General features: G+C 71.1%; 23 protein-coding genes. 11 read left to right on the top strand and 12 right to left on the bottom strand.

The annotated features are described in order from the left end of the window. Positions 1–56 precede the first annotated feature (56 nt). The gene (locus tag K2X24_RS22790; protein ID WP_292501404.1) at positions 57–863 is read left to right on the top strand and encodes an SDR family oxidoreductase; all 807 of its coding nucleotides are present in this window, start codon (positions 57–59) and stop codon (positions 861–863) included. A gap of 13 nt (positions 864–876) precedes the next feature. On the opposite strand, the gene phoB is transcribed toward K2X24_RS22790, so the two are convergent. From phoB to pstS, 6 genes are all read right to left on the bottom strand, one after another. Then, a complete protein-coding gene (gene phoB / locus K2X24_RS22785; RefSeq protein WP_292501403.1) occupies positions 877–1,575 on the bottom strand; it encodes a phosphate regulon transcriptional regulator PhoB in 699 nt (232 codons plus the stop codon). Positions 1,576–1,604: 29 nt separating this feature from the next. Continuing rightward, entirely contained in the window at positions 1,605–2,330 is a 726-nt protein-coding gene (gene phoU / locus K2X24_RS22780; protein WP_238279958.1) for a phosphate signaling complex protein PhoU, read from the bottom strand. Positions 2,331–2,461: 131 nt separating this feature from the next. Beyond that, positions 2,462–3,280, bottom strand: coding sequence for a phosphate ABC transporter ATP-binding protein PstB (pstB, locus tag K2X24_RS22775; RefSeq protein ID WP_292501401.1), 819 nt, complete (start codon positions 3,278–3,280; stop codon positions 2,462–2,464). A 51-nt stretch (positions 3,281–3,331) separates the two neighbouring features. Beyond that, positions 3,332–4,225 (bottom strand): phosphate ABC transporter permease PstA, encoded by an 894-nt coding sequence (gene pstA / locus K2X24_RS22770; RefSeq protein ID WP_292501398.1) that lies wholly within the window; start codon positions 4,223–4,225, stop codon positions 3,332–3,334. Between the two features lie 48 nt (positions 4,226–4,273). Continuing rightward, positions 4,274–5,248: a phosphate ABC transporter permease subunit PstC gene (pstC, locus tag K2X24_RS22765; protein WP_238279955.1), complete on the bottom strand. Its 975-nt coding sequence runs from the start codon at positions 5,246–5,248 to the stop codon at positions 4,274–4,276. Between the two features lie 191 nt (positions 5,249–5,439). Further along, positions 5,440–6,477, bottom strand: a complete 1,038-nt coding sequence (gene pstS, locus K2X24_RS22760) for a phosphate ABC transporter substrate-binding protein PstS (RefSeq protein WP_292501396.1) — start codon at positions 6,475–6,477, stop codon at positions 5,440–5,442. Between the two features lie 343 nt (positions 6,478–6,820). Here pstS and K2X24_RS22755 point away from each other — a divergent pair, with 343 nt between their 5' ends. Beyond that, the gene (locus K2X24_RS22755) at positions 6,821–7,708 is read left to right on the top strand and encodes a CoA ester lyase (protein WP_292501394.1); all 888 of its coding nucleotides are present in this window, start codon (positions 6,821–6,823) and stop codon (positions 7,706–7,708) included. Next, on the top strand, positions 7,705–8,196 hold the full coding sequence (gene dut, locus K2X24_RS22750) for a dUTP diphosphatase (RefSeq protein WP_292501392.1): 492 nt from the start codon (positions 7,705–7,707) through the stop codon (positions 8,194–8,196). Before K2X24_RS22755 ends, dut begins: the two co-directional genes overlap by 4 nt. A 10-nt stretch (positions 8,197–8,206) precedes the next feature. Here dut and K2X24_RS22745 read toward each other — a convergent pair whose 3' ends face one another. Next, complete coding sequence (locus tag K2X24_RS22745; protein WP_238279951.1) at positions 8,207–8,410, bottom strand: DUF3606 domain-containing protein; 204 nt, start codon at positions 8,408–8,410, stop codon at positions 8,207–8,209. Between the two features lie 153 nt (positions 8,411–8,563). Between K2X24_RS22745 and motA the strand changes: the two genes are divergently transcribed. From motA to K2X24_RS22705, 8 genes are all read left to right on the top strand, one after another. Continuing rightward, on the top strand, positions 8,564–9,436 hold the full coding sequence (gene motA, locus K2X24_RS22740) for a flagellar motor stator protein MotA (protein WP_292501389.1): 873 nt from the start codon (positions 8,564–8,566) through the stop codon (positions 9,434–9,436). Between the two features lie 3 nt (positions 9,437–9,439). Continuing rightward, positions 9,440–10,372 (top strand): FliM/FliN family flagellar motor switch protein, encoded by a 933-nt coding sequence (locus K2X24_RS22735; RefSeq protein WP_292501388.1) that lies wholly within the window; start codon positions 9,440–9,442, stop codon positions 10,370–10,372. Further along, complete coding sequence (locus tag K2X24_RS22730; protein WP_292501386.1) at positions 10,356–10,655, top strand: hypothetical protein; 300 nt, start codon at positions 10,356–10,358, stop codon at positions 10,653–10,655. The genes K2X24_RS22735 and K2X24_RS22730 overlap by 17 nt, the downstream gene beginning before the upstream one ends. Before the next feature lie 109 nt (positions 10,656–10,764). Beyond that, the gene (gene fliN / locus K2X24_RS22725; protein ID WP_292501413.1) at positions 10,765–11,142 is read left to right on the top strand and encodes a flagellar motor switch protein FliN; all 378 of its coding nucleotides are present in this window, start codon (positions 10,765–10,767) and stop codon (positions 11,140–11,142) included. Positions 11,143–11,154: 12 nt separating this feature from the next. Continuing rightward, complete coding sequence (locus K2X24_RS22720; protein ID WP_292501384.1) at positions 11,155–12,192, top strand: flagellar motor switch protein FliG; 1,038 nt, start codon at positions 11,155–11,157, stop codon at positions 12,190–12,192. 27 nt (positions 12,193–12,219) lie between these two features. Next, a complete protein-coding gene (gene flhB, locus K2X24_RS22715) occupies positions 12,220–13,281 on the top strand; it encodes a flagellar biosynthesis protein FlhB (protein WP_292501382.1) in 1,062 nt (353 codons plus the stop codon). Continuing rightward, complete coding sequence (locus tag K2X24_RS22710) at positions 13,281–13,730, top strand: hypothetical protein (RefSeq protein ID WP_292501380.1); 450 nt, start codon at positions 13,281–13,283, stop codon at positions 13,728–13,730. The genes flhB and K2X24_RS22710 overlap by 1 nt, the downstream gene beginning before the upstream one ends. A gap of 236 nt (positions 13,731–13,966) precedes the next feature. Further along, positions 13,967–14,650 (top strand): response regulator transcription factor, encoded by a 684-nt coding sequence (locus K2X24_RS22705; RefSeq protein WP_292501377.1) that lies wholly within the window; start codon positions 13,967–13,969, stop codon positions 14,648–14,650. Between the two features lie 76 nt (positions 14,651–14,726). On the opposite strand, the gene K2X24_RS22700 is transcribed toward K2X24_RS22705, so the two are convergent. The 5 genes from K2X24_RS22700 to K2X24_RS22680 all read right to left on the bottom strand — a co-directional run. Beyond that, a complete protein-coding gene (locus K2X24_RS22700) occupies positions 14,727–15,350 on the bottom strand; it encodes a transglycosylase SLT domain-containing protein (protein WP_292501376.1) in 624 nt (207 codons plus the stop codon). Further along, the gene (locus K2X24_RS22695) at positions 15,304–18,237 is read right to left on the bottom strand and encodes a flagellar hook-length control protein FliK (RefSeq protein ID WP_292501374.1); all 2,934 of its coding nucleotides are present in this window, start codon (positions 18,235–18,237) and stop codon (positions 15,304–15,306) included. The genes K2X24_RS22700 and K2X24_RS22695 overlap by 47 nt, the downstream gene beginning before the upstream one ends. Next, complete coding sequence (locus K2X24_RS22690; protein ID WP_292501372.1) at positions 18,234–19,460, bottom strand: chemotaxis protein MotC; 1,227 nt, start codon at positions 19,458–19,460, stop codon at positions 18,234–18,236. The genes K2X24_RS22695 and K2X24_RS22690 overlap by 4 nt, the downstream gene beginning before the upstream one ends. Further along, the gene (locus K2X24_RS22685) at positions 19,457–20,794 is read right to left on the bottom strand and encodes a MotB family protein (protein ID WP_292501370.1); all 1,338 of its coding nucleotides are present in this window, start codon (positions 20,792–20,794) and stop codon (positions 19,457–19,459) included. The genes K2X24_RS22690 and K2X24_RS22685 overlap by 4 nt, the downstream gene beginning before the upstream one ends. 3 nt (positions 20,795–20,797) lie before the next feature. Continuing rightward, positions 20,798–21,397, bottom strand: a 600-nt coding sequence (locus K2X24_RS22680; protein ID WP_292501369.1) for a hypothetical protein, incomplete at its 5' end; no start/stop codon positions are given.

Raw genomic sequence — 21,397 nt, 5'->3', positions numbered from 1 at the left:
GACGTGGCCCCGGGAGGGCATCCCCGGGGGCATAAGCCCGTACGAAGGACGATCCCATGCAACTCGATCTCTCCGGCAAGCGCGCCCTGGTCACCGGCTCCACCGGCGGCATCGGCTATGCCATCGCCAAGGCGTTGGGCGAACTCGGGGCCAACGTGGCGATCAACGGGCGCACCCAGGACCGCGTCCGCGACGCCGTCGAGCGCCTGAAGCGCGAGACCAATCACGCCGGCTTCATCGGGGCGCCCGGCGACGTCGCCACCCCGGACGGGGCGGCCCGCGTCGTCGCCGGGCTGCCGGACGTCGACATCCTGGTGAACAACACCGGCATCTTCGAGCCCAAACCCTTCTTCGAGATTCCGGACGAGGACTGGCACCGCTTCTTCGACACCAACGTGATGAGCGGCGTGCGCCTGTCGCGGGCCTATACCCCCGGCATGGTCCAGCGCGGCTGGGGGCGGGTGGTGTTCATCTCCTCCGAATCCGGCGTCAACATCCCGGTGGAGATGGTCCATTACGGGATGACCAAGACCGCCCAGCTCGCCGTGGCCCGCGGCCTCGCCGAGACCGTGTCGGGCAGCGGCGTCACCGTGAACAGCGTGTTGCCGGGTCCGACCCTGTCCGAGGGTGTGGCCGATTTCATGAAGAGCATGGCGCAGGGCGGCGGGACGGGGGGCGAAGTCGACCTCGACGCCGCGGGCCGCGCCTTCGTGGCCGAGCACCGCCCGACCTCGCTGATCGGCCGTCTCGCCACCGTCGAGGAGGTGGCCAACATGGTCGCCTACATCTGCAGCCCGGCCGCCAGCGCCACCAGCGGCGCGGCGCTCCGGGTCGATGGCGGCGTGGTGCGCAGCATCGTGTGATGCGCCGGTCCGGCTACTCGCCCTCGAACATCTCGTCGAAGGAGTAGCCCGAGCCGCGCACGGTGCGGATCGGGTCGCTCTGCCGGGGCCGGTTCAGGGCCTTGCGCAGGCGGCCCACATGGACGTCGACGGTGCGCTCGTCGATGTAGACGTCGTGGCCCCAGACCCCGTCCAGCAACTGCTCCCGCGAAAACACCCGGCCGGGGCTCTGCATCAGGAATTCGAGGAGCTTGAACTCGGTGGGCCCGAGATGGATCTCGCGGCCCTCGCGGCGGATGCGGTGGCTGACCCGGTCGAGCTCGATGTCGCCGGCGACCAGCAGGTTGGCCACGTGGGCCGGCTTGGCCCGGCGCAGCAGGGCACGCACCCGGGCGAGGAGCTCGGGCACCGAGAACGGCTTGACGATGTAGTCGTCGGCGCCGGTTCCGAGGCCGCGGATGCGGTCGCCCTCCTCGCCGCGGGCGGTGAGCATGATCACGGGCAGCCGCTCGGTCTCGCGGCGCGCGCGGATGCGGCGGCAGAGCTCGATGCCGGACAGGGCCGGCAGCATCCAGTCGAGCAGCACGAGGTCGGGGACCTGCTCCTGCAGGCGCAGGTCCGCCTCGTCGCCGCGGGCGGCCGAGTCGACGACGAAGCCCTCGGCCTCGAGGTTGTAGCGGAGGAGGAGGGTCAGGGCCTCCTCGTCCTCGACGATCAGGATACGCGTACTCATCGTGCCCTTTCGAACAGGCGCGCGCGGTCTCAGGCCGCGCCGGGCATGTCCACGGTGGTGTAGTTGGAGGCGTCGTTCTTCGGGCGCTCGCGCTCGGCCAGGAGGTTCTCGCCGGTGACGAGGTAGTGGATCGTCTCGGCGATGTTGGTGGTGTGGTCGCCGATGCGCTCGATGTTCTTGGCCACGAACAGCAGGTGGGTGCAGAACGAGATGTTGCGCGGGTCTTCCATCATGTAGGTCAGAAGTTCCCGGAACAGCGAGTTGTAGAGCGCGTCGATGGCATCGTCGCGCTCCCACACGTCCAGCGCCGCCTTGATGTCGCGGCTGCCATAGGCGTCGAGGACGTCCTTGAGCTGCTCCTGCACGAGATCGCTCATGTGCTGGACGCCGATGACGATCTTCTGCGGCTGGATCTGGTCGGCGATCGCCACGACGCGCTTGGCCACGTTCTTGGCGAGGTCGCCGATGCGCTCGAGGTCGTTCGACACCCGGATCGCCGTCACGGTCTCGCGCAGGTCGATGGCCAGGGGCTGGCGCCGGGCGATGAGCAGGATCGCCCGCTCCTCGATCTCGCGCTGGAGGATGTCGAGGCGGGCATCGGCGGAGATCACCGCCTGGGCCAGGGGCGAATCGCGGCGCACGAGGGCCTCGCCGGCCTCGGTCATCATCTTCTCGGCGATGCCGCCCATCTCGGAAATCGAGCGGCGCAGGTCTTCGAGGTCCGTGTCGTAGGATTTGACGATGTGGTCGGGCATGGATTGCGCTCCTCGATCGGGCCCGCCTGTCGGGGGCCGGCCATGGCGTGGGGATCTGGCGCGGACCGGATTCCGGTCCGCCACGGACCGTGCGACGGTCCGCCACGGACCGCGCAGCGGTCCGCCGAGGATCAGCCGAAGCGGCCGGTGATGTAGTCCTGCGTCTGACGCTTCTCCGGATTCATGAAGATGCGTGTCGTCGGCCCGAATTCCACCAGTTCGCCGAGATACATGAAGGCGGTGAACTGGGAGATGCGCGCCGCCTGCTGCATGTTATGGGTGACGATGACGATGGTGAATTCCGTGCGCAGCTGCTCGATCAGTTCCTCGATGCGGCCGGTGGAGATGGGGTCGAGGGCCGAGGTCGGCTCGTCGAACAGGATCACCTCGGGGCGCTGGGCCACGGTGCGGGCGATGCAGAGGCGTTGCTGCTGGCCGCCGGAGAGGCCCATGCCCGACTGCTTGAGCTTGTCCTTCACCTCGTCCCAGAGGGCGGCCTTGCGGAGCGATTCCTCGACGCGCATGTCGAGATCGGCCTTGGGCAGCTTCTCGTAGAGGCGCAGGCCGAAGGCGACGTTGTCGTAGATCGACATCGGGAACGGGGTCGGCTTCTGGAACACCATGCCGATGCGCGAGCGCAGTTCGTTGAGGTCGACGCTGGCGTCGAGGACGTTCTGGCCGTCGAGGAGGATCTCCCCTTCCGCCCGCTGTTCCGGATAGAGGCTGTAGATCCGGTTGAAGGTGCGCAGCAGGGTCGACTTCCCGCAGCCCGATGGGCCGATCAGCGCCGTGACCTGGCGGTCGTGGAAGTTGAGGTTGACCGACTTCAGGCCGTGAAAGCTGCCGTAGTAGAAGTTCAGGTCCTTCACGGCGATGCGGATCGGGGAGGTCTCGTCGGCCTTGTGGCGTCCGGTGAGCTGCGCGGACGTGATCCCTGGGGCGGCGTTCATCGGTTCAAGATCCTATCGATCGGAAGGCGGGAAGGTGCGGCGCGCCGGAGATCAGCGCGACCGCTCGGTCTTGATGACGAAGCGGGCCACGATCGACAGGGTGAGGATCGTGACGGTGATGAGGAGGGCGCCGGCCCAGGCGAGCTGCTGCCAGTTCGGGTAGGGCGAGAGGGCGAACTGGTAGATCATCACGGGCAGGTTCGGGATGCCGCCCATCAGGTCGGCGCGGAACCAGCTGTTGTTGTTCAGCGCCGTGAAGAGCAGCGGCGCCGTCTCGCCGGCGATGCGGGCCAGCGCCAGGATGATGCCGGTGACGATGCCGGCGCTGGCGCCGCGCCAGGTGATGCTCTTGATCACGATGGAGGGGGGCGCGCCGAGCGCCGCGCCGGCCTCGCGCAGGGTCGAGGGCACGAGGCGCAGCATGTCCTCGGTGGTGCGCACGATGACCGGGGTGGCGATGATGGCGAGGGCCACCGCGCCGGCCCAGCCGGAATAGGAGCCCATCGGGCGCACCATCAGCGTGTAGACGAACAGGCCGATGAGGATCGAGGGCGCCGAGAGCAGGATGTCGTTGAGGAAGCGGATGAGGTCGGCGAGCTTCGAGTTGCGGCCGTACTCGGCGAGGAACGTCCCGGCCATCACGCCGACCGGGGTCGCCACCAGGATGCCCAGGAAGGTGAGCACGAGGCTGCCGAGGATCGCGTTGGCGATGCCGCCGCCCTCGGAGCCGGGGCCGGGCGTCGGTTCGGTGAAGAGGGACGGTGCGAAGCCCTTGATGCCCTCGACCACCAGCATGAACAGGATCGAGCCGAGCACGACGATGCCGATCAGGGTGGCGAGGGTGCTCGCCAGAATCAGGATCCTGTCGGCGATCCGGCGGCCCGAGCGGACCCGGCTGATCCGGGCCGGCGCGGCGGTGGTGGCGAGGGGGTTGGCGGCGTCCATGATGCGGTTCCTGACGTCTCGGCGAGGGGCGGTCTCAGGCGATGGGTCTCAGGCGACCTTGGCGCGGCGGGTGAGGATGCGGGCGATGATCAGGACGAAGAAGGTGATGACGAACAGGATGCAGCCCAGCGCCATCAGGGAGTTCAGCTGCAGGCCGTCGGCCTCGTTGAACTCGTTGGCGATGCGGGACGCGATGGTGGAGCCCGGGTCGAAGACCGAGCCCGAGAGCCGGTTGGCGTTGCCGATGACGAAGGTCACCGCCATGGTCTCGCCGAGCGCCCGGCCGAGGCCGAGCATGATCGCGCCGATGATCGACACCGAGGCCTGGGGCACGAGCACGTGGCGCACGACCTCCCAGGTGGTGCAGCCGATGCCGTAGGCGCTCTCGCGCAGCACGGTCGGGATCTGGTCGAGCATGTCGCGGGTGATCGAGGCCACGAAGGGCACGATCATGATGGCGAGGATGATGCCGGCGGTGAGGATGCCGACGCCCGAGGGCACGCGGGCGTAGAACAGGGTGCCGACGATGGGCATGCCCTCGACGAGGTTCGACACCGGCACCTGCACGAAGCGGGCGAAGAGCGGCGCGAAGACGAACAGGCCCCACATGCCGTAGATGATGCTCGGCACCGAGGCGAGGAGCTCGATGGTCATCGAGACCGGCTTGCGCGCCCAGCCGGGGCAGAGCTGCGTCAGGTAGACGGCGATCCCGAGCGAGAGCGGCACGCCGATCAGCAGTGCGATGACCGCCGAGGCCAGGGTGCCGACGATCGCCACGAGGGCGCCGTACTGCTCCTGCCCGATGTTCCAGGCGCTGGAGGTGATGAAGCCGAAGCCGAACTCGTTGAAGGCCGGCCAGGCGCCGTAGGCGATGGAGGCCAGGATGCCGGCGAGCACGAACAGGACCAGGAGCGCCGCGCCGTAGGAGGCCGCGCGGAACAGGCTGTCGCCGAGGCCGCCGGGCTTCTTCCGGGCCGAGGCGCGGTCACGCGTCAGGGCGATCTGATCAGTCAAGGCGGCCATCCGAATGTCTTCTCTTCACCGGGCGGCGTCCTACCCTGGGCCGGTCGCCGGCGCGAGGGGGGATCACCGGATCGTTGCCAGGGGGTTGCGAGGGGAGCCCGGCGCCGTGACGCCAGGCTCGTCTGTCGCGATCTTGGGGGCGCGGTGGCTCGCCCCCGGGCCTCGCGGGCCGGAGCCCGCGAGAGTCGGCCTCACATGTTGAAGACGGGCTTGCCGTCCTTGCCCTTGATCTCCTTCCACGCGTCGTGGATCTGGCCGACGACGGCGTCGGGGAGCGGCACGTAGTCGAGGTCGGTGGCGAGCTTGTCGCCGTTCTTGTAGGCCCAGTCGAAGAACTTCAGCACGTCGGCGGCCTTGGCCGGATCGGCCGGGTCCTTGTGGACGAGGATGAAGGTCGCGGCGGTGATCGGCCAGGCGCCGTCACCGGCCTGGTCGGTCAGCGAGATGCCGAAGCCGGGGGCGGACTTCCAGTCGGCGCTGGCGGCGGCGGCCTGGAAGGCCTTGTCGTCGGGCTGCGGGAACTTGCCGGCCTTGTTCTGGATCAGGGTGTGGCTGAGCTTGTTCTGCTTGGCGTAGGCCGACTCGACGTAGCCGATGGCGTTGGGGACCTGCTTGACGGTGGCGGTGACGCCCTCGTTGCCCTTGCCGCCCTGGCCCACCGGCCAGCTCACCGTGGTGGCCGCGCCGAATTCCTTCTTCCAGGCCTCCGAGGCCTGCGAGAGGTAGGTGGTGAAGATGTTCGTCGTGCCCGACGCGTCCGAGCGGTAGACCGGGGTGATGTTGGCCTCGGGGAGCTTCAGGCCTTCGTTGAGCTTGGCGATCTTGGGGTCCGACCACTTGGCGATCCGGCCGGCATAGATCTCGGCGATCAGCTCGCCGGTGAGCTTCAGCTTGCCCGGCTCGATGCCCGCAATGTTCACCACGGTAACGACACCGCCCATGACGGTGGGGAACTGGACGAGGCCGTCCTTCTCCAGGGCGGGGCCCTTCAGCGGCGCGTCGGTGGCGCCGAAATCGACGGTCTTGGCCTGGATCTGCTTGATGCCGCCGCCCGAGCCGATCGACTGGTAGTTCAGGCCCATGCCGCTGTCCTTGCGGTAGGCTTCGGCCCACTTCGAGTAGACCGGGAAGGGGAAGGTCGCGCCCGCGCCCGTGATGTCGGCGGCATGCGCCGGCGCGAGGGTGGCGAGGCCGAGGCCTACGAGGGCTGCGAGGGTGGTGAACTTCATGTGCTGGTCTCCTGGGGGAGCGTGCGCAGGACGATGGGGCTGAACCCCGTCCTCCGTTGTGCACCGCGCCATACGTCCGGTCGGGTAAGGCGGTATGACGATTGCACGACAGTTCGATGACACAGGCCCCGGCCGGGAGCGCCCCGCCCGCTTTCCGCGCCGTTTGCCGGGGATGGCGAGCGGGGCGCCTGCTGGCGGTCGGCAGGCCGCCCCCGCCTTGAAACGGGATACGCGGACGGCTATCGCCGGAACTTGCGGTGAGTCGGACCGGGACCGGGCCGGCCTCACCGACGGGTGCGAGCGTGCGGCGCCCGATCCCCGACCGTCATCTGAGGGATGCGCCATGACCGAGATCCGCCCGCGCCGCAGCGTCCTGGCGATGCCGGGATCGAACCCGCGCCTCCTGGAGAAGGCGCGCACCCTCCCCACGGACGTGGTGATGATCGACCTCGAGGACGGTGCCGCACCCGAGAGCCGGGCCGCGACCCGGGAGGCCGTCGCCCGGGCGGTCTCCGAAGGCGGCTTCGGCTCCCGCGAGGTCCTGGTCCGCATCAATTCCCTCGACACGCCCTACGGCGAGGCCGATCTGGCCGCCATCGCGCCCGCGGGGCCCGACGCCATCGTGGTCCCGAAGGTGACGGGCGCCGATGCCCTGGTGGCGGTGGGCTCACGCCTGCGCCGCCTCGGCGCGCCGGACCGGACCCGGACCTGGGCGATGATCGAGAGCCCGATGGCGATCCTGCATCTCGCCGAGATCGCGAGTTCCGCCCGGGACGTCGACACGCGCCTGGCCTGCCTCATGGTCGGGCCGAACGATCTCGCCAAGGCCAGCCGTCTGCGCCTCGGCGTGCCGGGCCGGCCGGCCCTGATGCCATGGCTGATGAGCGTGATCGCCGCGGCCCGCGCCTACGAGATCGACGCCATCGACGGCATTTATAACGACTTTCGCGATGCGGACGGGTTCGCCGCCGAGTGCACGCAGGGACGCGATTGCGGCTTCGACGGCAAGATGCTGATCCACCCCGACCAGATCGCCCCGGCCAACGCCGCCTTCGGCCCGAGTGCGGACGAGGTCGCCTGGGCCCAGCGCATCCTGGCCGCCTTCGCCGCGCCGGAGAACCGCACCCGCGGCGTCATCGGCCTCGAGGGGAAGATGGTGGAACGCCTGCACGCGGCCGACGCCGCCCGCACCGTGGCCCTGGCCGACGCCATCGCGGCCCGGACGGCGTGAACCCCGGCCTCGCCGTCGAGATCCGCCTGCGCGACGCCCGCCTCGCCGGATGGGGCTTTCCCCGCTGGGGCTCGGCCGGGGCCGCGGGCCTCGACCTCCATGCCTGCCTCGACGCAGCCCTGGACCTGCCGCCTCAGGGGCCGCCGGCCCTGATCCCGGCGGGCTTCGCCCTGTCGATCCGCGACCCGGCCTGGTGCGGACTGATCTTTCCGCGCTCGGGCCTCGGCCATCGCGAGGGCCTCGTCCTGGGCAACGGCACCGGCGTGATCGACGCCGATTACGAAGGCCCGCTGATGATCTCGGCCTGGAACCGAAATCCCGGCGGGCCCGGCCTCCGGATCGAGCCCGGCGACCGCATCGCCCAGCTCGTCTTCACCCGCGTCACCCGGCCGACGCTCACGATCCGCGAGGACGCCGACGACGCCCCGCGCTCCGGGGACGCCGGGGCGCGCGGCACCGGCGGCTTCGGCTCCACCGGGCGCCGCTGAGGCGCGTGCCTCACACGATGCCGCTGCCCTCGAAGGGCCAGGGCCGGCCGAGCTTGGCGGCGACCTTCGCGGGCTCGTGTCCCACCGCCGCCACGGCCGCCTCCACCTCCTCGCGCGGCACCTCGAAGCGGCGGGCCCAGTAGGCCAGGGTCCAGGGCTCCGAGACGTTCACGGTGGCGGGCTCGTGGTCGTTGTCGGGCGTCGTGCTGCTCATGGCGGGCTCTCGCTGGGGTGTCGGGTCTTAGCGCTAACGCGCGGGCCGGGCCGCCGGTGCGTTTTCGGTCGGACCGGCCATCCAGCCCCGCGCAAGCGATCCTGCGTAGGTCCGCTGCATCGGATTTCTCACCCCCATCGGAGGCGTTGAGCCTTGGGCGTTCTGATCGGCCTCGTCATCGCAATCGGCTGCATGCTCGGCGGCTTCGTCGCCATGGGCGGCCACCTCGTCGTGCTGTGGCAACCGTGGGAGTTCGTCATCATCGGGGGGATGGGCGCGGGCACCTTCGTCATGGCCAACCCGATGAAGACGGTGGTGGATTCGGGCAAGGCGAGCATGGACGCCCTCACCGGCAAGGTGCCCAAGCGCAAGGACTACCTCGCCCTCCTCGGCCTGCTCCATGCCCTGATGCGCGAGCTGAAGACCAAGCCGCGCAACGAGGTCGAGCCGCATCTCGACGACCCGGCCAATTCCGAGATCTTCAAGGCCTATCCGGATGTGGCCAAGAACGCCGACCTCGTGCTGTTCATCTGCGACTACGCCCGCCTCATCCTCATCGGCAACGCCCGCGCCCACGAGATCGAGGCCCTGATGGACGAGGAGATCAGCGGCTACCGCAAGGACCGGCTCAAGCCCTACGGCGCGGTCACGACCGTGGCCGAGGCGATGCCGGCGCTCGGCATCGTGGCGGCGGTGCTGGGCATCGTGAAGGCCATGGGCGCCCTCGACCAGTCGCCGCAGATCCTGGGCGGCCTCATCGGCGCCGCACTCGTGGGGACCTTCTTCGGCGTGTTCATGTCCTACGGGGTGCTCGCTCCCTTCGCGATCAAGATCAAGACCATCCGCGAGAAGCAGAACCACGTCTACGTCATCGTCAAGCAGACCCTGATCGCCTACATGGGCGGGGCGGTGCCGCAGATCGCCGTCGAGCATGGCCGCAAGGGTATCTCGCTGGGCGACCGGCCCACCATCGACGAGGTCGAGAACGCCACCGTCAGCGGCGGCGCGCAGAGGGAAGCCGCCTGAACCATGGACGTGCCGACCGGGAACGCCGCCGACATCCGTGCTCGCCTGATCGATGCCGGGGGCCTGTCGCTCGACCGCATGCCGATGCTGCACGTGGTCTTCGACCGGCTCACCTCGGGCTGCTCGGACAACCTCAAGCCCCTCGTGGCCTCGCCGGTCTATTTCGGCTTCAACGGCTTCTCCAGCGGCCGTTTCGGCGAGATGCTCGACGCCTACGAAAACAACGCCGTGGCGGGCATCTTCCACGCGCCCGAATGGGACAGCCACATCCTGGTCGGCCTCAACCGGGACTTCCTCTTCACCCTGGTGGAGGCGCTGTTCGGCGCCGACGGGGCAGAACCGCCGGTGGAGGACGAGCGCCCCTTCTCGGCCATCGAACTCCGGCTCGCCCACACGATCCTGGAACAGGTCGGCAAGGCGCTGGAATCCTCGTTCGCCCTGGTCTCGACGACCGCCTTCCGCCTGGAGCGCACCGAGACCCGCATGGAGTTCGCGGTCATCGGCGGCCGCAACAACAAGGCCGTCGAGGCCAAGTTCTCGGTCCAGGCGCTCAACCGCGGCGGCGAGATGTTCCTCATCCTGCCCCAGTCGGTGATCAATCCGATGCGGCCGGCGCTGTCGAAGGTGCTCACCGGCGACAGCGCCGCCCGCGACCCGACCTGGACGCAGCAGATCACCGCCGAGGTCCGGAAGGCCGAGGTCACCCTGCGGGCCGTGCTGGAGGAGCGCACCCTCACGCTCGGCGAGATCGCCGGCCTCAAGGTCGGGCAGGTCATCGGCCTCGACGCCACGCCGGCGACGCGGGTGAAGCTCGAGGGCAACGACCGGCCCCTGTTCTGGTGCCACATGGGCCAGGCGCAGGGCGCCTACGTGCTGCGGGTCGACGAAGCCATCGCTCAGGACAAGGAAGGCGCGCACGATGACGCCGTGGGTTGACACCATTCTCCTCATCGCCCTCGTGGCGACGAGCGCCTGCGTGGTGCCGATGTACCTCAAGCTGAAGCGCCTGGACCGGACCCAGGCGGAGTACGGCCGCATCCTGATGCAGTCGGGCCACGCGCTCACCCAGGCGGGCGACGCGGTGCGCGGCTTCAGCACCGAGGGCCGCGAGATCCTGGAGGCCCTCGACCAGCGCATCGGCGAGGCGCGCCAGCTCCTCGCGGAGCTCGAGGCCAGCCGCCGCGATCTCTCCGCCACACGCGCCGGCCGAGTCGGCTGACCCGGCATGCGCGGCTTGCACCCCGACCGACTTTGGCCGATCCTCTCCGATCATCCGCTGTCGGGCCCCGGCGCCCTGATACGCGATGACACCCCCTGACGAGCGGATGATGAGCAACAGCCCCTTCGACGATGCGGACCTCGCATCCTCCGGCACCGCGGCGGTGTTCCCCAGCGTCCCGGCCGCCGGCCCGGCGGTGGACGACGCCCGGATCGGCGACGCGCGCAACCTTGACTCGATCCTGCGCATCCCCGTGCTGATCCAGGTGGTGCTCGGCTCGGCCACCATGCCGGTGGCCGACCTGATGAAACTCGGGCGCGGGGCCATCGTGGCCCTCGATCACCGCGTCGGCGAACCCGTCGACGTCACCGTCAACGGCCGGGTGGTCGCGCGCGGCGAGATCGTGGTGGTGGAGGAGGACAATTCCCGCTTCGGCGTCTCCCTGACCGAGATCGTCGGCCCCGCCGATGCCGGCCTGAAGGGCTGAGGACACAGCAGCGTGGCGAGCGTGCCGATCCCCCAGCGCGCCCCGGGCGCGAACCGGGTCCTCAGTCCGGCGGACGAGGTCGCCGCGCTGCTGCTCGCCATGGGCAAACCCGCGGCCGGTCGCCTGCTGAAGTACTTCGAGCCGGACGAGATCCGGCGCATCACCCGCTCGGCCACCCAGCTCGGCACCGTGAGCGCGCGCCAGCTCGAGGACATCGTCGAGATGTTCTCCGACGAGTTCGCGTCGGACGGCCGCCTCGTGGGCACCGCCTCCGAAGTGGAGAAGCTGCTCACCGGGCTCCTCCCCGCCGATCAGATCGCCGAGATCCTCGCCGATGTCCGCGGCGACGCCACCCGCTCCGTCTGGGAACGCATGTCGGGCGTCTCGGAGAACGTCATCGCGAGCTACGTGGTCAAGGAGCATCCCCAGACGGCGGCCCTCATCCTGTCGCGCCTGAAGCCGGCGGTGGCCGCCAAGGTCATGGCCCATCTGCCCCAGCCGACCCGCAACACCGTGATGCGGCGGATGCTGAGCTTCAAGCCGGTCGGCGACGGCGTGATCGAGATCATCGAGCGCGCCCTGCACGAGGACCTGCTCGTCAACGGCGCGCGCAATGCCGGCGCCGACACCCACGCCAAGATGGCCGACATCATCAACAAGATGGAGCGCACCCAGATCGACGAGGTGCTCACCAGCCTGTCCGAGTCGCGCCCGAAATCGGTGGAGATCCTCAAGGGGCTGCTGTTCACCTTCGACGACATCGTCAAGCTGGCCCCGCGCGCCCGCACCACGCTCTTCGACGCGGTGCCGAACGACCGGCTGGTCCTCGCCCTCAAGGGCACCGATGCCGAGTTCCGGGGGGTCATCCTGGGGGCGCTCTCCGCCCGGGTACGCCGCATGGTGGAGCACGAGCTGAACGGCGGCGAGCCGGCGGCGCAGAAGGACGTGACGGAGGCCCGCCGCAGCATCACCGACCTCGCCCTCGAGATGGCCGGACGGGGCGAGTTGGAGATCAATGCCGGGGGCGAGGTCGAGGCCCTCGTCCGCTAGGGACGGGCCGCCCGACCCGATCGCGCGATGTCCGACGAAGACCAGGAGGGCAAGACCGAGGCCGCCACCGAGCGCAAGATTCGCGAGGCCGTGGAGAAGGGCAACGTTCCGTTCTCCCGCGAGGCCCCCGTCTTCGCCTCGATCCTCGGACTCCTCATCGCCCTGAGCTTCGTGGTCCGCGACGCGGTCAATCCCCTCCTCCAGGCGCTGGCGCCCTTCCTCGACCACCCCCGCGACTTCGCCCTCGAGAACAACCAGGACGTCGCCCGCATCCTGGAGGGAACCGCCATCGCGGCTGCGCGATTCCTGATCCCGACCGTGCTGATTCTCGGCCTGTGCGGCCTCGTCGCGTCCCTCGTTCAGAACGTCCCGAGCCTCGTGACCGAGCGGATCCGGCCGCAATGGTCCCGGGTCTCGCCCATGGCCGGCTGGGGGCGGATCTTCGGCAAGTCGGGCCAAGTCGAGTTCCTGAAATCGGTCCTTAAATTTTTAAGCGTCAGTCTCGTCGCCCTGCTGCTCCTGCGCTCGGAGGGCAGCAAAGCCGTGAGTGCCATGTTCACCGACCCGAGCCAGATCCCGGATCTCATCCTGACCCTGTCGATCCGGCTGATCTCGGTCGTGTGCGTCGCCACGATCGTCATCGTGGCGGCCGACCTGGTCTGGTCGCGGATGCGCTGGCAGCGCTCGCTGCGCATGTCGAAACAGGACCTCAAGGACGAGCACAAGCAGACGGAGGGCGATCCCCTGGTGAAGGGGCGCCTGCGCTCCCTGGCGCAGGACCGCGCGCGCAAGCGCATGCTCGGCAACGTGAAGCAGGCCACCGTGGTGATCGCCAACCCGACGCACTACGCCATCGCCCTGCGCTACGCGCGCGACGAGCAGCCCGCCCCCCTGGTCCTGGCCAAGGGCAAGGATCTCGTCGCACTGCGCATCCGAGAAATTGCCGAGGCCAACGGCATCGCGGTGGTGGAAGACAAGCCTCTCGCAAGGTCCCTGTACGAGAGTGTCGAGGTGGACCAGATGATTCCCGCGGAGTTCTACAGCGCTGTGGCCCAGATCCTGTTCTTCCTGTTCTCGAAAGCCCGCTGATGTCCGTGTCCGTTTCGACCGGAGCCCTCCGCCTGGATGGCCATGACGTGCTCGCCGATGCGGAGCGCGTCTTCGCCACCGCGATCCGGGATTTCATCGCCGAACTCTGCCTCCTCGACGGCGGCATCCTGATCGGCTGGGTCCAGGCCGCCCGCCACGGCAACATCGCCGACCTCGTGGCTTCCTCCGCCGAGCCCTTCTTCAAGGAGGCCACCATCGCGTACGCGGACGGGGCGGACGTGCGCTTCGACTGGGGCCGCTCGCTGACCGTGGTGCTCGACATGGAGTTCGTCACCGAACCCGTGACGGTGTTCTTCAAGCTCATCCTCGACGGCGTCTACGTGGGTGTCGCCATCCAGCGAATCCTGGCGGACCAGGGCCCGGGCTTCTGCCTCGACGGATTTCGCTCGGCCCTCGACGACGCCCGGCTGAGCCACGCGTCCGCCTGAGAGCGCCGCCGCGGCACCGTGCCTCTCTTCCGTCGATCGGATCACGAACGCGTGTGTTCTTCCGGTCATTGACGGGGGCGAGGATGCCAGACATTGCTAAAAGCTAAGCGAATCAATCCCGTTCGCGCGATTGCGAAGCGCGAAGACAAAGCGTCGTCCCGTCTTGTCTTTGTCTTGCCTTGGCGCTCGAACACGGTAACGCTCACGTCCTGCGCAAGGTCAGTCGGAGCCTCTCGATGTACGTCCTGGTCGATGCGCGGCCATCGGTGAATTCAGGGTACAAGGCCAGCTTCGACCGCGAAGGCATCTCCTCCCTCGGTCTCGACCCGCAGGAATTCACGCACTGGTTCCAGTCCTCGTCCCGGGTCGACCGGGAGGCGATCCAGGGGTTCCTGTTGGGCGACTTCGAGGGCCGGGCCAAGTGCGCGACCCTGATCCGCCGGATGTCCCGCGCGCCCATCATCGCCCTGAGCGACGTGCGTTCCCTCGACCAGACCCTGCAGCTCTTCGAGGCCGGCATCGACGACGTGCTGCCCAAGCCCGTGCATATCCGCGAAATCCTGGCCCGCTCCGAGGCGATCTGGCGCCGGGTCAACGCGCAGGCCGGGTCCACCCGCGAGGCCGCGCCGGAGGCCGAGCGCCTGAAGGTGCATTTCGACGGGCGCGATCCCGAGATCGACGGGGAGGTGCTGCCCCTGCCCCGGCGCGAGCGGCACATCCTCGAATGCCTCGTGCGCAACCGGGGCAAGCGCATGACGAAGGCGCAGATCTACAACATCGTCTACGGCGTCTACAGCAACGGCGTCGAAGAGAGCGTGATCGAGGGCCACGTGAGCAAGCTGCGCAAGAAGCTCAGCCAGCGCCTCGGCCACGACCCGATCGAGGCCAAGCGCTTCATGGGCTATACCTTCGTCGGCTGACGCCCGCTCGCGGCACCGTCCTGCGGGCCGGATGCGCGGGGCCCGGCGCCCCGGGGGCGAAGGGGCCCCCGGCGCCTCACTGGCAGAAACTGCGCGCCCCCGGCGTCCAGGCGCCGAAGCCCGTGGCGACCATGTTGGTGATCACCCGGCAGACATAGAGCTTCTGTGCCGGGTTGTTGTTCGGGCCCGCGTGGTAGCGCGCCACGGCCAGGGTCCAGCTTCCCTCGCGGGCCTTGAGCTGCTTCAGGAAGAGGGTCGCGTATTCGACGTTCTGGCGCGGATCGATCATCGCCTCCAGGCTCGCGAACTTCTCGCGGTGGTAGTGGTGGTTGATCTGCATGCAGCCGAGATCGACGAGCTTGATCCCGCTCGCCCGCGCCTGGGTAAGCTGGCCCATCACGTCGGATGCGCTGGTCCCGAAATACGCCCGGCCCTGGATGTTCATGGCGTAGGGCTGCAGGGAGCCGCGCTTGCCGCTCTCGGTCAGCCCGACCGCGTAGAGCACGCCCAGCGGCACCCCGTGCCGGGCCGAGGCGCCGGCCATCTCACGCTCGCAGACGTTGGCCGATGCGGGCAGCGCCGCCGCCTTCACGGCGGCCGGGGATGCGGCGGGCGCCGGCGGCGCGCTGTTGGCGCGGGCCGGCTCGGCGAGGCTACAGGTAAACGCCGCTGCGGTCAGGGCTGCTCGGAACGCTCTCATGGTTTCGCTCGCTTGTCTCGGGAGCCGCCGCGCGGCCATCGGGCTGGCGCCGGTCGGGCTGGCCGGGCGTGGCGTGATCCGGGTTCGCGCCGGCCTCGGCCTGCGCCTGGAAGGCCTGTCCCTCGCCCGGCACGGGTCCGTTGGACGGTGAGCCACTGGTGATCGTCACGCGCTCGGGCTGGTAGCCGCCCTGGCGCAGGAGGTCGGCGAGGACCTCGCCCCCTTCCCGCAGGAGGGTCGCGGTCTCCTCGCGGGCGGCATGCAGGCTCATCTCGATCCGACCGTCGCGCAGGCGCATCCGTACGAGGACGACCCCGAGATCGGCGGGATGCAACTGGAGGGTGAGGAGACGCAGCGGCCCCTCGATCCCCGAGGCCCCCGGAACCGCACCGGGGGATGCGCTCGGCATCTGCCCCAGGATCGCGGCCGCGACTTGTTGTGCCGGCGGGGCGGAGGCGGCCTGCGCCGGCGCTCCGGCGAGACCCTGTCCCATCAAGGGTGCCGACGGCGCGCCCAGAGCGGGCTGCCCCCCCGGGCCCGTGGCTGAAGGACCGGGCGATGCCGGTTCGCCGAGCGGCGGCGTCTCGCCCCCCTGGGATCGCCGCACCTCGGCGCGTTGCGGGCCGGCCTCGGAATCGCGGAGCGAAGGCGGGGACACCGGCATGCCGGCCTCCGCGCGCGCGACGCCGTCAGGAACCGCCGATTCCGGCGACAAGTGCCGAGTTTCGGGCTGCGCGGGCGCAGGCTGCGGACCGGCCGGTCCCGGTGCCTGGCCCGGAACGGTGACGGCGCTGCGCGTGGGATCGACGGTCGGGCCCGCCGGCGCGGCGGAGGCCTCCCGCACCGGATTCACCGGCGGAGGGACGTCCCGAGCGGCATCGGACGGGAGCGCGGCAGGGGGAGGGCCGCCGAGGGTGGCCGCGACCGGCATCTCGACGGACGGCGTCGCGACACCCTCGGCCCGAGGCCCGATCGCGACCGCTTGGGCCGCACGCTCGGGCGGCATTCGCGCCGGCGGCTCCGCCACGATCGCGGCCGGATCGAAATCCGCGTTCACGGCCGGACCCGGCGTCGCAACGTCCCGTGAGGGCGCAGCGCTGGGGCCGGCGACCGCCACGGCCGGAACTTGGCGCATCGCAGGGTCGACGCGTTCACCCGGCGGCAGAGGCCGCGCGGGCGCGCGCGGGACCGACGGAACGACGGATGACGGCCCGTCGCCTGCCGGCGTGGTGGCCTCACGGACGACGGAAGGAGAAAGCGCGGGTTCGGGCCTGACCGGCAAGTCCTGGCTGGAGGCGGGTTCCTGGCCGGAAACGGATTCCTGGAGAGGGGCCAGGTCGTGGCTGGTCGGCGATCCGAGATCGATCGGGGCCGGTGCGCCTTCGGGGATCGGACGCGGAGAAACGCGCAGCGCCTGCGTGGCGACCGCCTGATCGGATGAGGCCACGCCGAGCCCCGGAGCGGGCGCATCCCCCACGGGAGGCTCGGCCGAAGCCGGCTGTGACGGAGCGGCGTCCGAGGCCGCGACGCCGGCCGTTGTGCCGGCGGGCAGCGCCGGGCCCGGTGCCGCGTTCGCGATCGGTGCAGGCCTGGGGAGCGCGGGCGAGGACGCTTCGGGGGCTGGCGCCGGACCGGCGGCGACCGGGGTGCCGCGCGGCCTCGGGGCGGGGTCCGCATCGGGCATCGGTGCCCTAGCGGAGACCCGTGCGGGTCGTACGGGCGCATCGGCCGGCGGAGTCGTGGCGGGACGGGGCGCCGCGACCATCGGCGCATCGGAGGCCGACTGGCGGATGACGGAACCGGGGTTCTCCTCGCCGAGGCCGGGAGGCGGCGCGGCTTCCGCCTCGGCCTGCGCCACCGCCACCGGGAGGACCGCAGCGCGCGGGTCGGCCGGCCCGTGGTCCGGCGACGCGACGGTCGACGCCACCGCGCGCGGCGACGAGGCCGGAGCGGGCGACGAGGCTGCCGGATCGCTCGCTCGTGCTGCTTCCGGGGGGCGTCCGACCGCGGCGGGCAGAAGCGACGCGACGGGCGACGACGCCTCGGTCGGGAGATCCGGGACGGAATCAGGAGAGACCGGCGCCGGGAGCGGTGCGCCCAGCCCGAACTCCGACACGATGGGAATCGGCGTCCCGCGCGCGGGCTGCGGCGGCGCGGTGGTCGGGGCCGTGGGACCGTGTACCGGCGCGGGCCCCGAAAGCGCCGCCGCCATGGGCGCGAGGCTGGGGAGCGCACCGGCATCCGGCGACGCGGGGGTCCCGATCGGCGTGCCGAGCGGCGCCGGCCGTCCCACGGAGGCGTTGCCGGGGGACCCGGCCAGGAGGCGCGGGAGCACCGGGGCGAAATGGGTCTCCCGGCGCAGGATGGTCGCACGGGTCCGCGCCTCGGGAGCCGGGGCGGGCGCGCCGGCCTGGTCCGGCGCATCGTCCGCGCCATGGACCTGCGGCGGCATTGTGGGTTCGGCCGGGTCTGTCGGTCCAGCGGCCTGCGGAAGGGCGGAAGTCGGCCCGGTCAGGGGCTGGAGCGGGTCCGGGTTCGGCACGGAGGCCGGCATGGCGCGGGCGACGAGCACGTCCAGCGCGTCGCGGGCGGGCATGGGCGCGGGCCCCGTCCCGAGGGGCAGCGCGGCGTTGAACGCGGCCAGGAGGTCGAGGGGTTTTGCGGGTTCGGCCGTCGCACCGGGCGCCGCGCCCTGGGGCTCGTCCTCCGCCGGAGGGCCGTCCGCTTCGGCGGGCTTGTCCTCCGGCGCGGCCGCCCCCTTCAGGGCGCCGAGCAGCGCGACGAAGGCGGGGCCGGTCGCGTCCGGCGCATCCGCGCCCGCGGTGCGGGTGCCCGCCGCATCCACCGGCGCGCGCGGGGTGGGATTGGTGATGCCGAGGGCGTTCAACGCTGGCTCCTGCGCATGATCTCGTCGATCCGCCCGATCGCGCCCTCGGCGCGGGCGATGGCGGGCGCCACGGGGAGCACCCGCGGGCCCGTGGGGGTCGCGTCGGCGGACGCCGAAGGCGGCGCGGCCGCCCGGATCTCGCGGGCGGTGGAGAGGGCCGCGTCGAGGAGATCGCGGTCGCCGGGCTCCAGCCGCGCGCGGTCGATCGCCCGCAGGGTCTCGAGGCATTCCTCGAAGCGCCCCTCCACCACGATGAGGGCCGCCGCCCGGTAGAGGCCGGCGCGCAGCGCGTCCTGGGAGCCGGGCTCCGCGAGGGTGACGCCGCGCTCGGCGGCGAACACCGCCGTGGCGGACTTGCCCTGGTCGACGGCGGCCCGCGCGACGAGGAGGTAGAGTTCGCGCCGGCCCTCGACCTCGACCTCGTCGAGCATGGCCTGCAACCGGGCGAAGCGCGCCTCGCCGCCGGTGAAGTCGAGGCGGGTCAGCGCTCCGGCGAAGCGCTGGCGGAAGTTGCCGGCATAGACCGAGTGGCGGAAGCGGCGCAGGTACTGGACCGCCAGGGCCTCGAACTTCGCGAGGTCGCCGGCCTGGGCGAGCACGAAGATCTCCCGGCGCAGGGCCCCCTCCTCCACCAGGGTGCCGGGCGCCAGCAGGCGGGCGAGGTCGAGGAGGCGGATCGACTGCGTCGGGTCATCGCGCACGACCAGGGCCGATTGCGCCATGGCCAGCTGCGCCCCGAGGCTCACCGGCACCGAGAGCGGATCGATCTTCACGAGCAGGGCGCGGGCTTCCTTCTCGCGCCCCTCGAGGTAGGCGAGCGCGCCGAGGACCAGAGCGGTGTCGGACTCCGGGACCTTGCCCGAGGCGACGAGGTGGCGCAGCAGCGCGGGGCCGCCGCCGCTGAGGGCGAAGGTGACGGCCGCGCGCAGGTTCACGCTCTCCGCCCATGCCTCGGGCTCCAGGGCGAGCATGCGCGCTTCGGCATGCGCCAGCAGGGCGCGCTGGCCATGATGCGCCTGGGCGGAACCGAGGGCGACCTGGTCCTGCAGCAATTGCAGGGTGCGCACGAGTTCGACCGGGACGGTGTAGGGCTTGACCGGCAGGGGCTCGATGGGGGCGGCGGGCGCCTCGCCATGGCCGCCGCCATGCGAATCCGCGGCCTGCACGGGCCCGGCGAGGAGCACCGCCGCCCATAGCCCCGCGACGAGGACGCGCGCCGTCACTCGGGCCGTCCCCGCAGCAGGATCTCGATGCGGCGGTTCTCGGCGGCCTTCGGATCGGCCGGATTGCGCGGCTGGCGGTCGGCGTAGCCCTCGATGCGCTCCAGGCGGGCATCCGCGACGCCACCGCGCACGAGCATGTAGGAGGCCATCTGGGCGCGGGCCGAGGACAGGCGCCAGTTGTCGTAGGTCTCGGAGCGGAAGGGCCGCGCGTCGGTGTGGCCGCGCACGATGATGCGGCCGGGCCGGTCCTTGAGGATGCGGGCGACCTGTTCCAGGGCACGCACCACCTTGGCCTGGGGCTCGGCCGAGCCCACGCCGAACATGCTGAAGTTCACCTCGTCGGTCAGGCTGATGAGGATGCCCTCGCCGGTGCGCCGAACCTCGGCACGCGGCGCAGGCGTGCCCTGCGCCGGCAGCACCCGGGCGATCTCGGCCTTGATCTCGGCCATCGCGGCGGTCTCGGCCGCGTCGGCGGCCTGCTTCGCCTCAAGCGCCGCCCGCTCCTGGGCGGCCTTCGCTTCGGCGACCGTGGCTTCCGCGGGCCGGAGTTCGGCCCCCTTGGGCGTGGCGGGGCTGGCCGGCGAGGCGGGCTTCGGCGTCAGCTTCGGGGCCAGGAGTTTCGGGTCGATCTCGTCGGCCAGCGCCGAGGCCACCTTGATCGTCGCCGGCTTCGCGGGCGAGGCCGCGCGGACGTCGGGGCGGACCTCCTGCGGCAGGGGCGTGACCGTGCCGGTGGCGCCGGCCTGCTCGGTGCGCGTCTTGGCCAGTGGCGCGACCTGCCAGTAGAGCGGATCGAAGGGATCACGCGCGGCCTCGCCGCCCTTGATGCCGGGCTCGCCCGATTCCGTCACCACCGCGTCGGCGGAGGCGACCTCCGGACCCGGCTCCGCCTCGGCCGCGAGCTTGGCCAGCACCGCGTAGGGGTCCTGGAACAGCGCGGCCTCGCGGGCGCGGCTGCCGGGCGGCCCGGAGGCCCCCTTGCCCTCGGACTTGCCGTCTCCCTTTCCGTCTCCCTTGCCCTCGCCGGCGGCCTCGCCCTTGCCGGCCTCGGGCTTGCCCTCCTCGGGCGTCGGCTCGCCGGGTTTGTTCTGCGGGTCGCGCAGGCCCTTGCGGTCGAAGGTGACGTCGGCGAGCTTCACCGGATTGAAGTATTCGGCGATGGCCGTCTTCGTCTCCTTGGTGGTGGAGCCGATCAGCCACAGCACCAGGAACAGCGCCATCATCGCCGTCATGAAGTCGGCGAGCGCGATCTTCCAGGCGCCGCCGTGGTGACCGTCCTCGTGGTCGCCGTGGCGCTTGATGATGATGATCTCGTGGTGGGACTCGTCCGCCATGGCTCAGGCTCCCCGGACCGCGTCCGTCATCAGGCGGCCCCAGGCGCCGAGCTGGGTCTCGATCACGGTCTGATCGGCCTGGGCCGTCACGTCGGCGGTGTCGGCGACCACGAGGTCCAGCGAGGCCTCGAAGGGCCCGAGCTTGCCCGCCACCGCCGCGAGGAGGTCGGCCGGCCCGCTCACCCGCACGGGGGCGCGGGCGTCGCCGAGGATGCGGGCGAGGCTCCGGGCGAGTTCGTCGACGGCCTGCCGCCGCAGGGCCTCGGTCAGGACCGGCACGAGGAGGTGCCCGACCCGGTCGGTCAGCCCGGCCCCGAGGGTTTGGAGCGCGTCGGCGAAGCCCGACGCGAGGCGGTCACCCTCGTCCACGCACCAGGCCTGGCGCATCTCGGCGAGGCGCGCATCGTAATCGGCCTGCATGCAGGCGAGCACCGAGGCGGTCTCGGCCGCGGCTTCGGCCCGGCCGAGTTCGCGCCCGCGCTCCAGGCCCCGGGCCTCGGCGGAACGGAGCTGGGCCTCGCGCTCCTCGGGGGTCTCGGCCGGAGTGGCGGGCTTGCGCACGAGGGCAGCGAGCCCGTCCGCCGCGCGCGGCGCCGGCGGGGC

It is taken from the genome of Methylobacterium sp., assembly GCF_019750675.1.
Classification (GTDB): domain Bacteria; phylum Pseudomonadota; class Alphaproteobacteria; order Rhizobiales; family Beijerinckiaceae; genus Methylobacterium.
Note: the sequence above shows the minus strand (reverse complement) of the source record. Positions and strands in the feature narration are given on the sequence as shown.

What these genes read in the sequence shown, in the direction of transcription:
- pstA (WP_292501398.1), bottom strand. Translation starts at nt 4,225, where the DNA reads ATGGACGCCGCCAACCCCCTCGCCACCACCGCCGCGCCGGCCCGGATC.
- K2X24_RS22735 (WP_292501388.1), top strand. Translation starts at nt 9,440, where the DNA reads ATGGACGTGCCGACCGGGAACGCCGCCGACATCCGTGCTCGCCTGATC.
- pstB (WP_292501401.1), bottom strand. Translation starts at nt 3,280, where the DNA reads ATGAACGCCGCCCCAGGGATCACGTCCGCGCAGCTCACCGGACGCCAC.
- fliN (WP_292501413.1), top strand. Translation starts at nt 10,765, where the DNA reads ATGAGCAACAGCCCCTTCGACGATGCGGACCTCGCATCCTCCGGCACC.
- K2X24_RS22745 (WP_238279951.1), bottom strand. Translation starts at nt 8,410, where the DNA reads ATGAGCAGCACGACGCCCGACAACGACCACGAGCCCGCCACCGTGAAC.
- K2X24_RS22705 (WP_292501377.1), top strand. Translation starts at nt 13,967, where the DNA reads ATGTACGTCCTGGTCGATGCGCGGCCATCGGTGAATTCAGGGTACAAG.
- pstC (WP_238279955.1), bottom strand. Translation starts at nt 5,248, where the DNA reads ATGGCCGCCTTGACTGATCAGATCGCCCTGACGCGTGACCGCGCCTCG.
- phoU (WP_238279958.1), bottom strand. Translation starts at nt 2,330, where the DNA reads ATGCCCGACCACATCGTCAAATCCTACGACACGGACCTCGAAGACCTG.
- K2X24_RS22700 (WP_292501376.1), bottom strand. Translation starts at nt 15,350, where the DNA reads ATGAGAGCGTTCCGAGCAGCCCTGACCGCAGCGGCGTTTACCTGTAGC.
- K2X24_RS22755 (WP_292501394.1), top strand. Translation starts at nt 6,821, where the DNA reads ATGACCGAGATCCGCCCGCGCCGCAGCGTCCTGGCGATGCCGGGATCG.
- phoB (WP_292501403.1), bottom strand. Translation starts at nt 1,575, where the DNA reads ATGAGTACGCGTATCCTGATCGTCGAGGACGAGGAGGCCCTGACCCTC.
- pstS (WP_292501396.1), bottom strand. Translation starts at nt 6,477, where the DNA reads ATGAAGTTCACCACCCTCGCAGCCCTCGTAGGCCTCGGCCTCGCCACC.
- flhB (WP_292501382.1), top strand. Translation starts at nt 12,220, where the DNA reads ATGTCCGACGAAGACCAGGAGGGCAAGACCGAGGCCGCCACCGAGCGC.
- K2X24_RS22790 (WP_292501404.1), top strand. Translation starts at nt 57, where the DNA reads ATGCAACTCGATCTCTCCGGCAAGCGCGCCCTGGTCACCGGCTCCACC.
- K2X24_RS22685 (WP_292501370.1), bottom strand. Translation starts at nt 20,794, where the DNA reads ATGGCGGACGAGTCCCACCACGAGATCATCATCATCAAGCGCCACGGC.
- K2X24_RS22710 (WP_292501380.1), top strand. Translation starts at nt 13,281, where the DNA reads ATGTCCGTGTCCGTTTCGACCGGAGCCCTCCGCCTGGATGGCCATGAC.
- K2X24_RS22730 (WP_292501386.1), top strand. Translation starts at nt 10,356, where the DNA reads ATGACGCCGTGGGTTGACACCATTCTCCTCATCGCCCTCGTGGCGACG.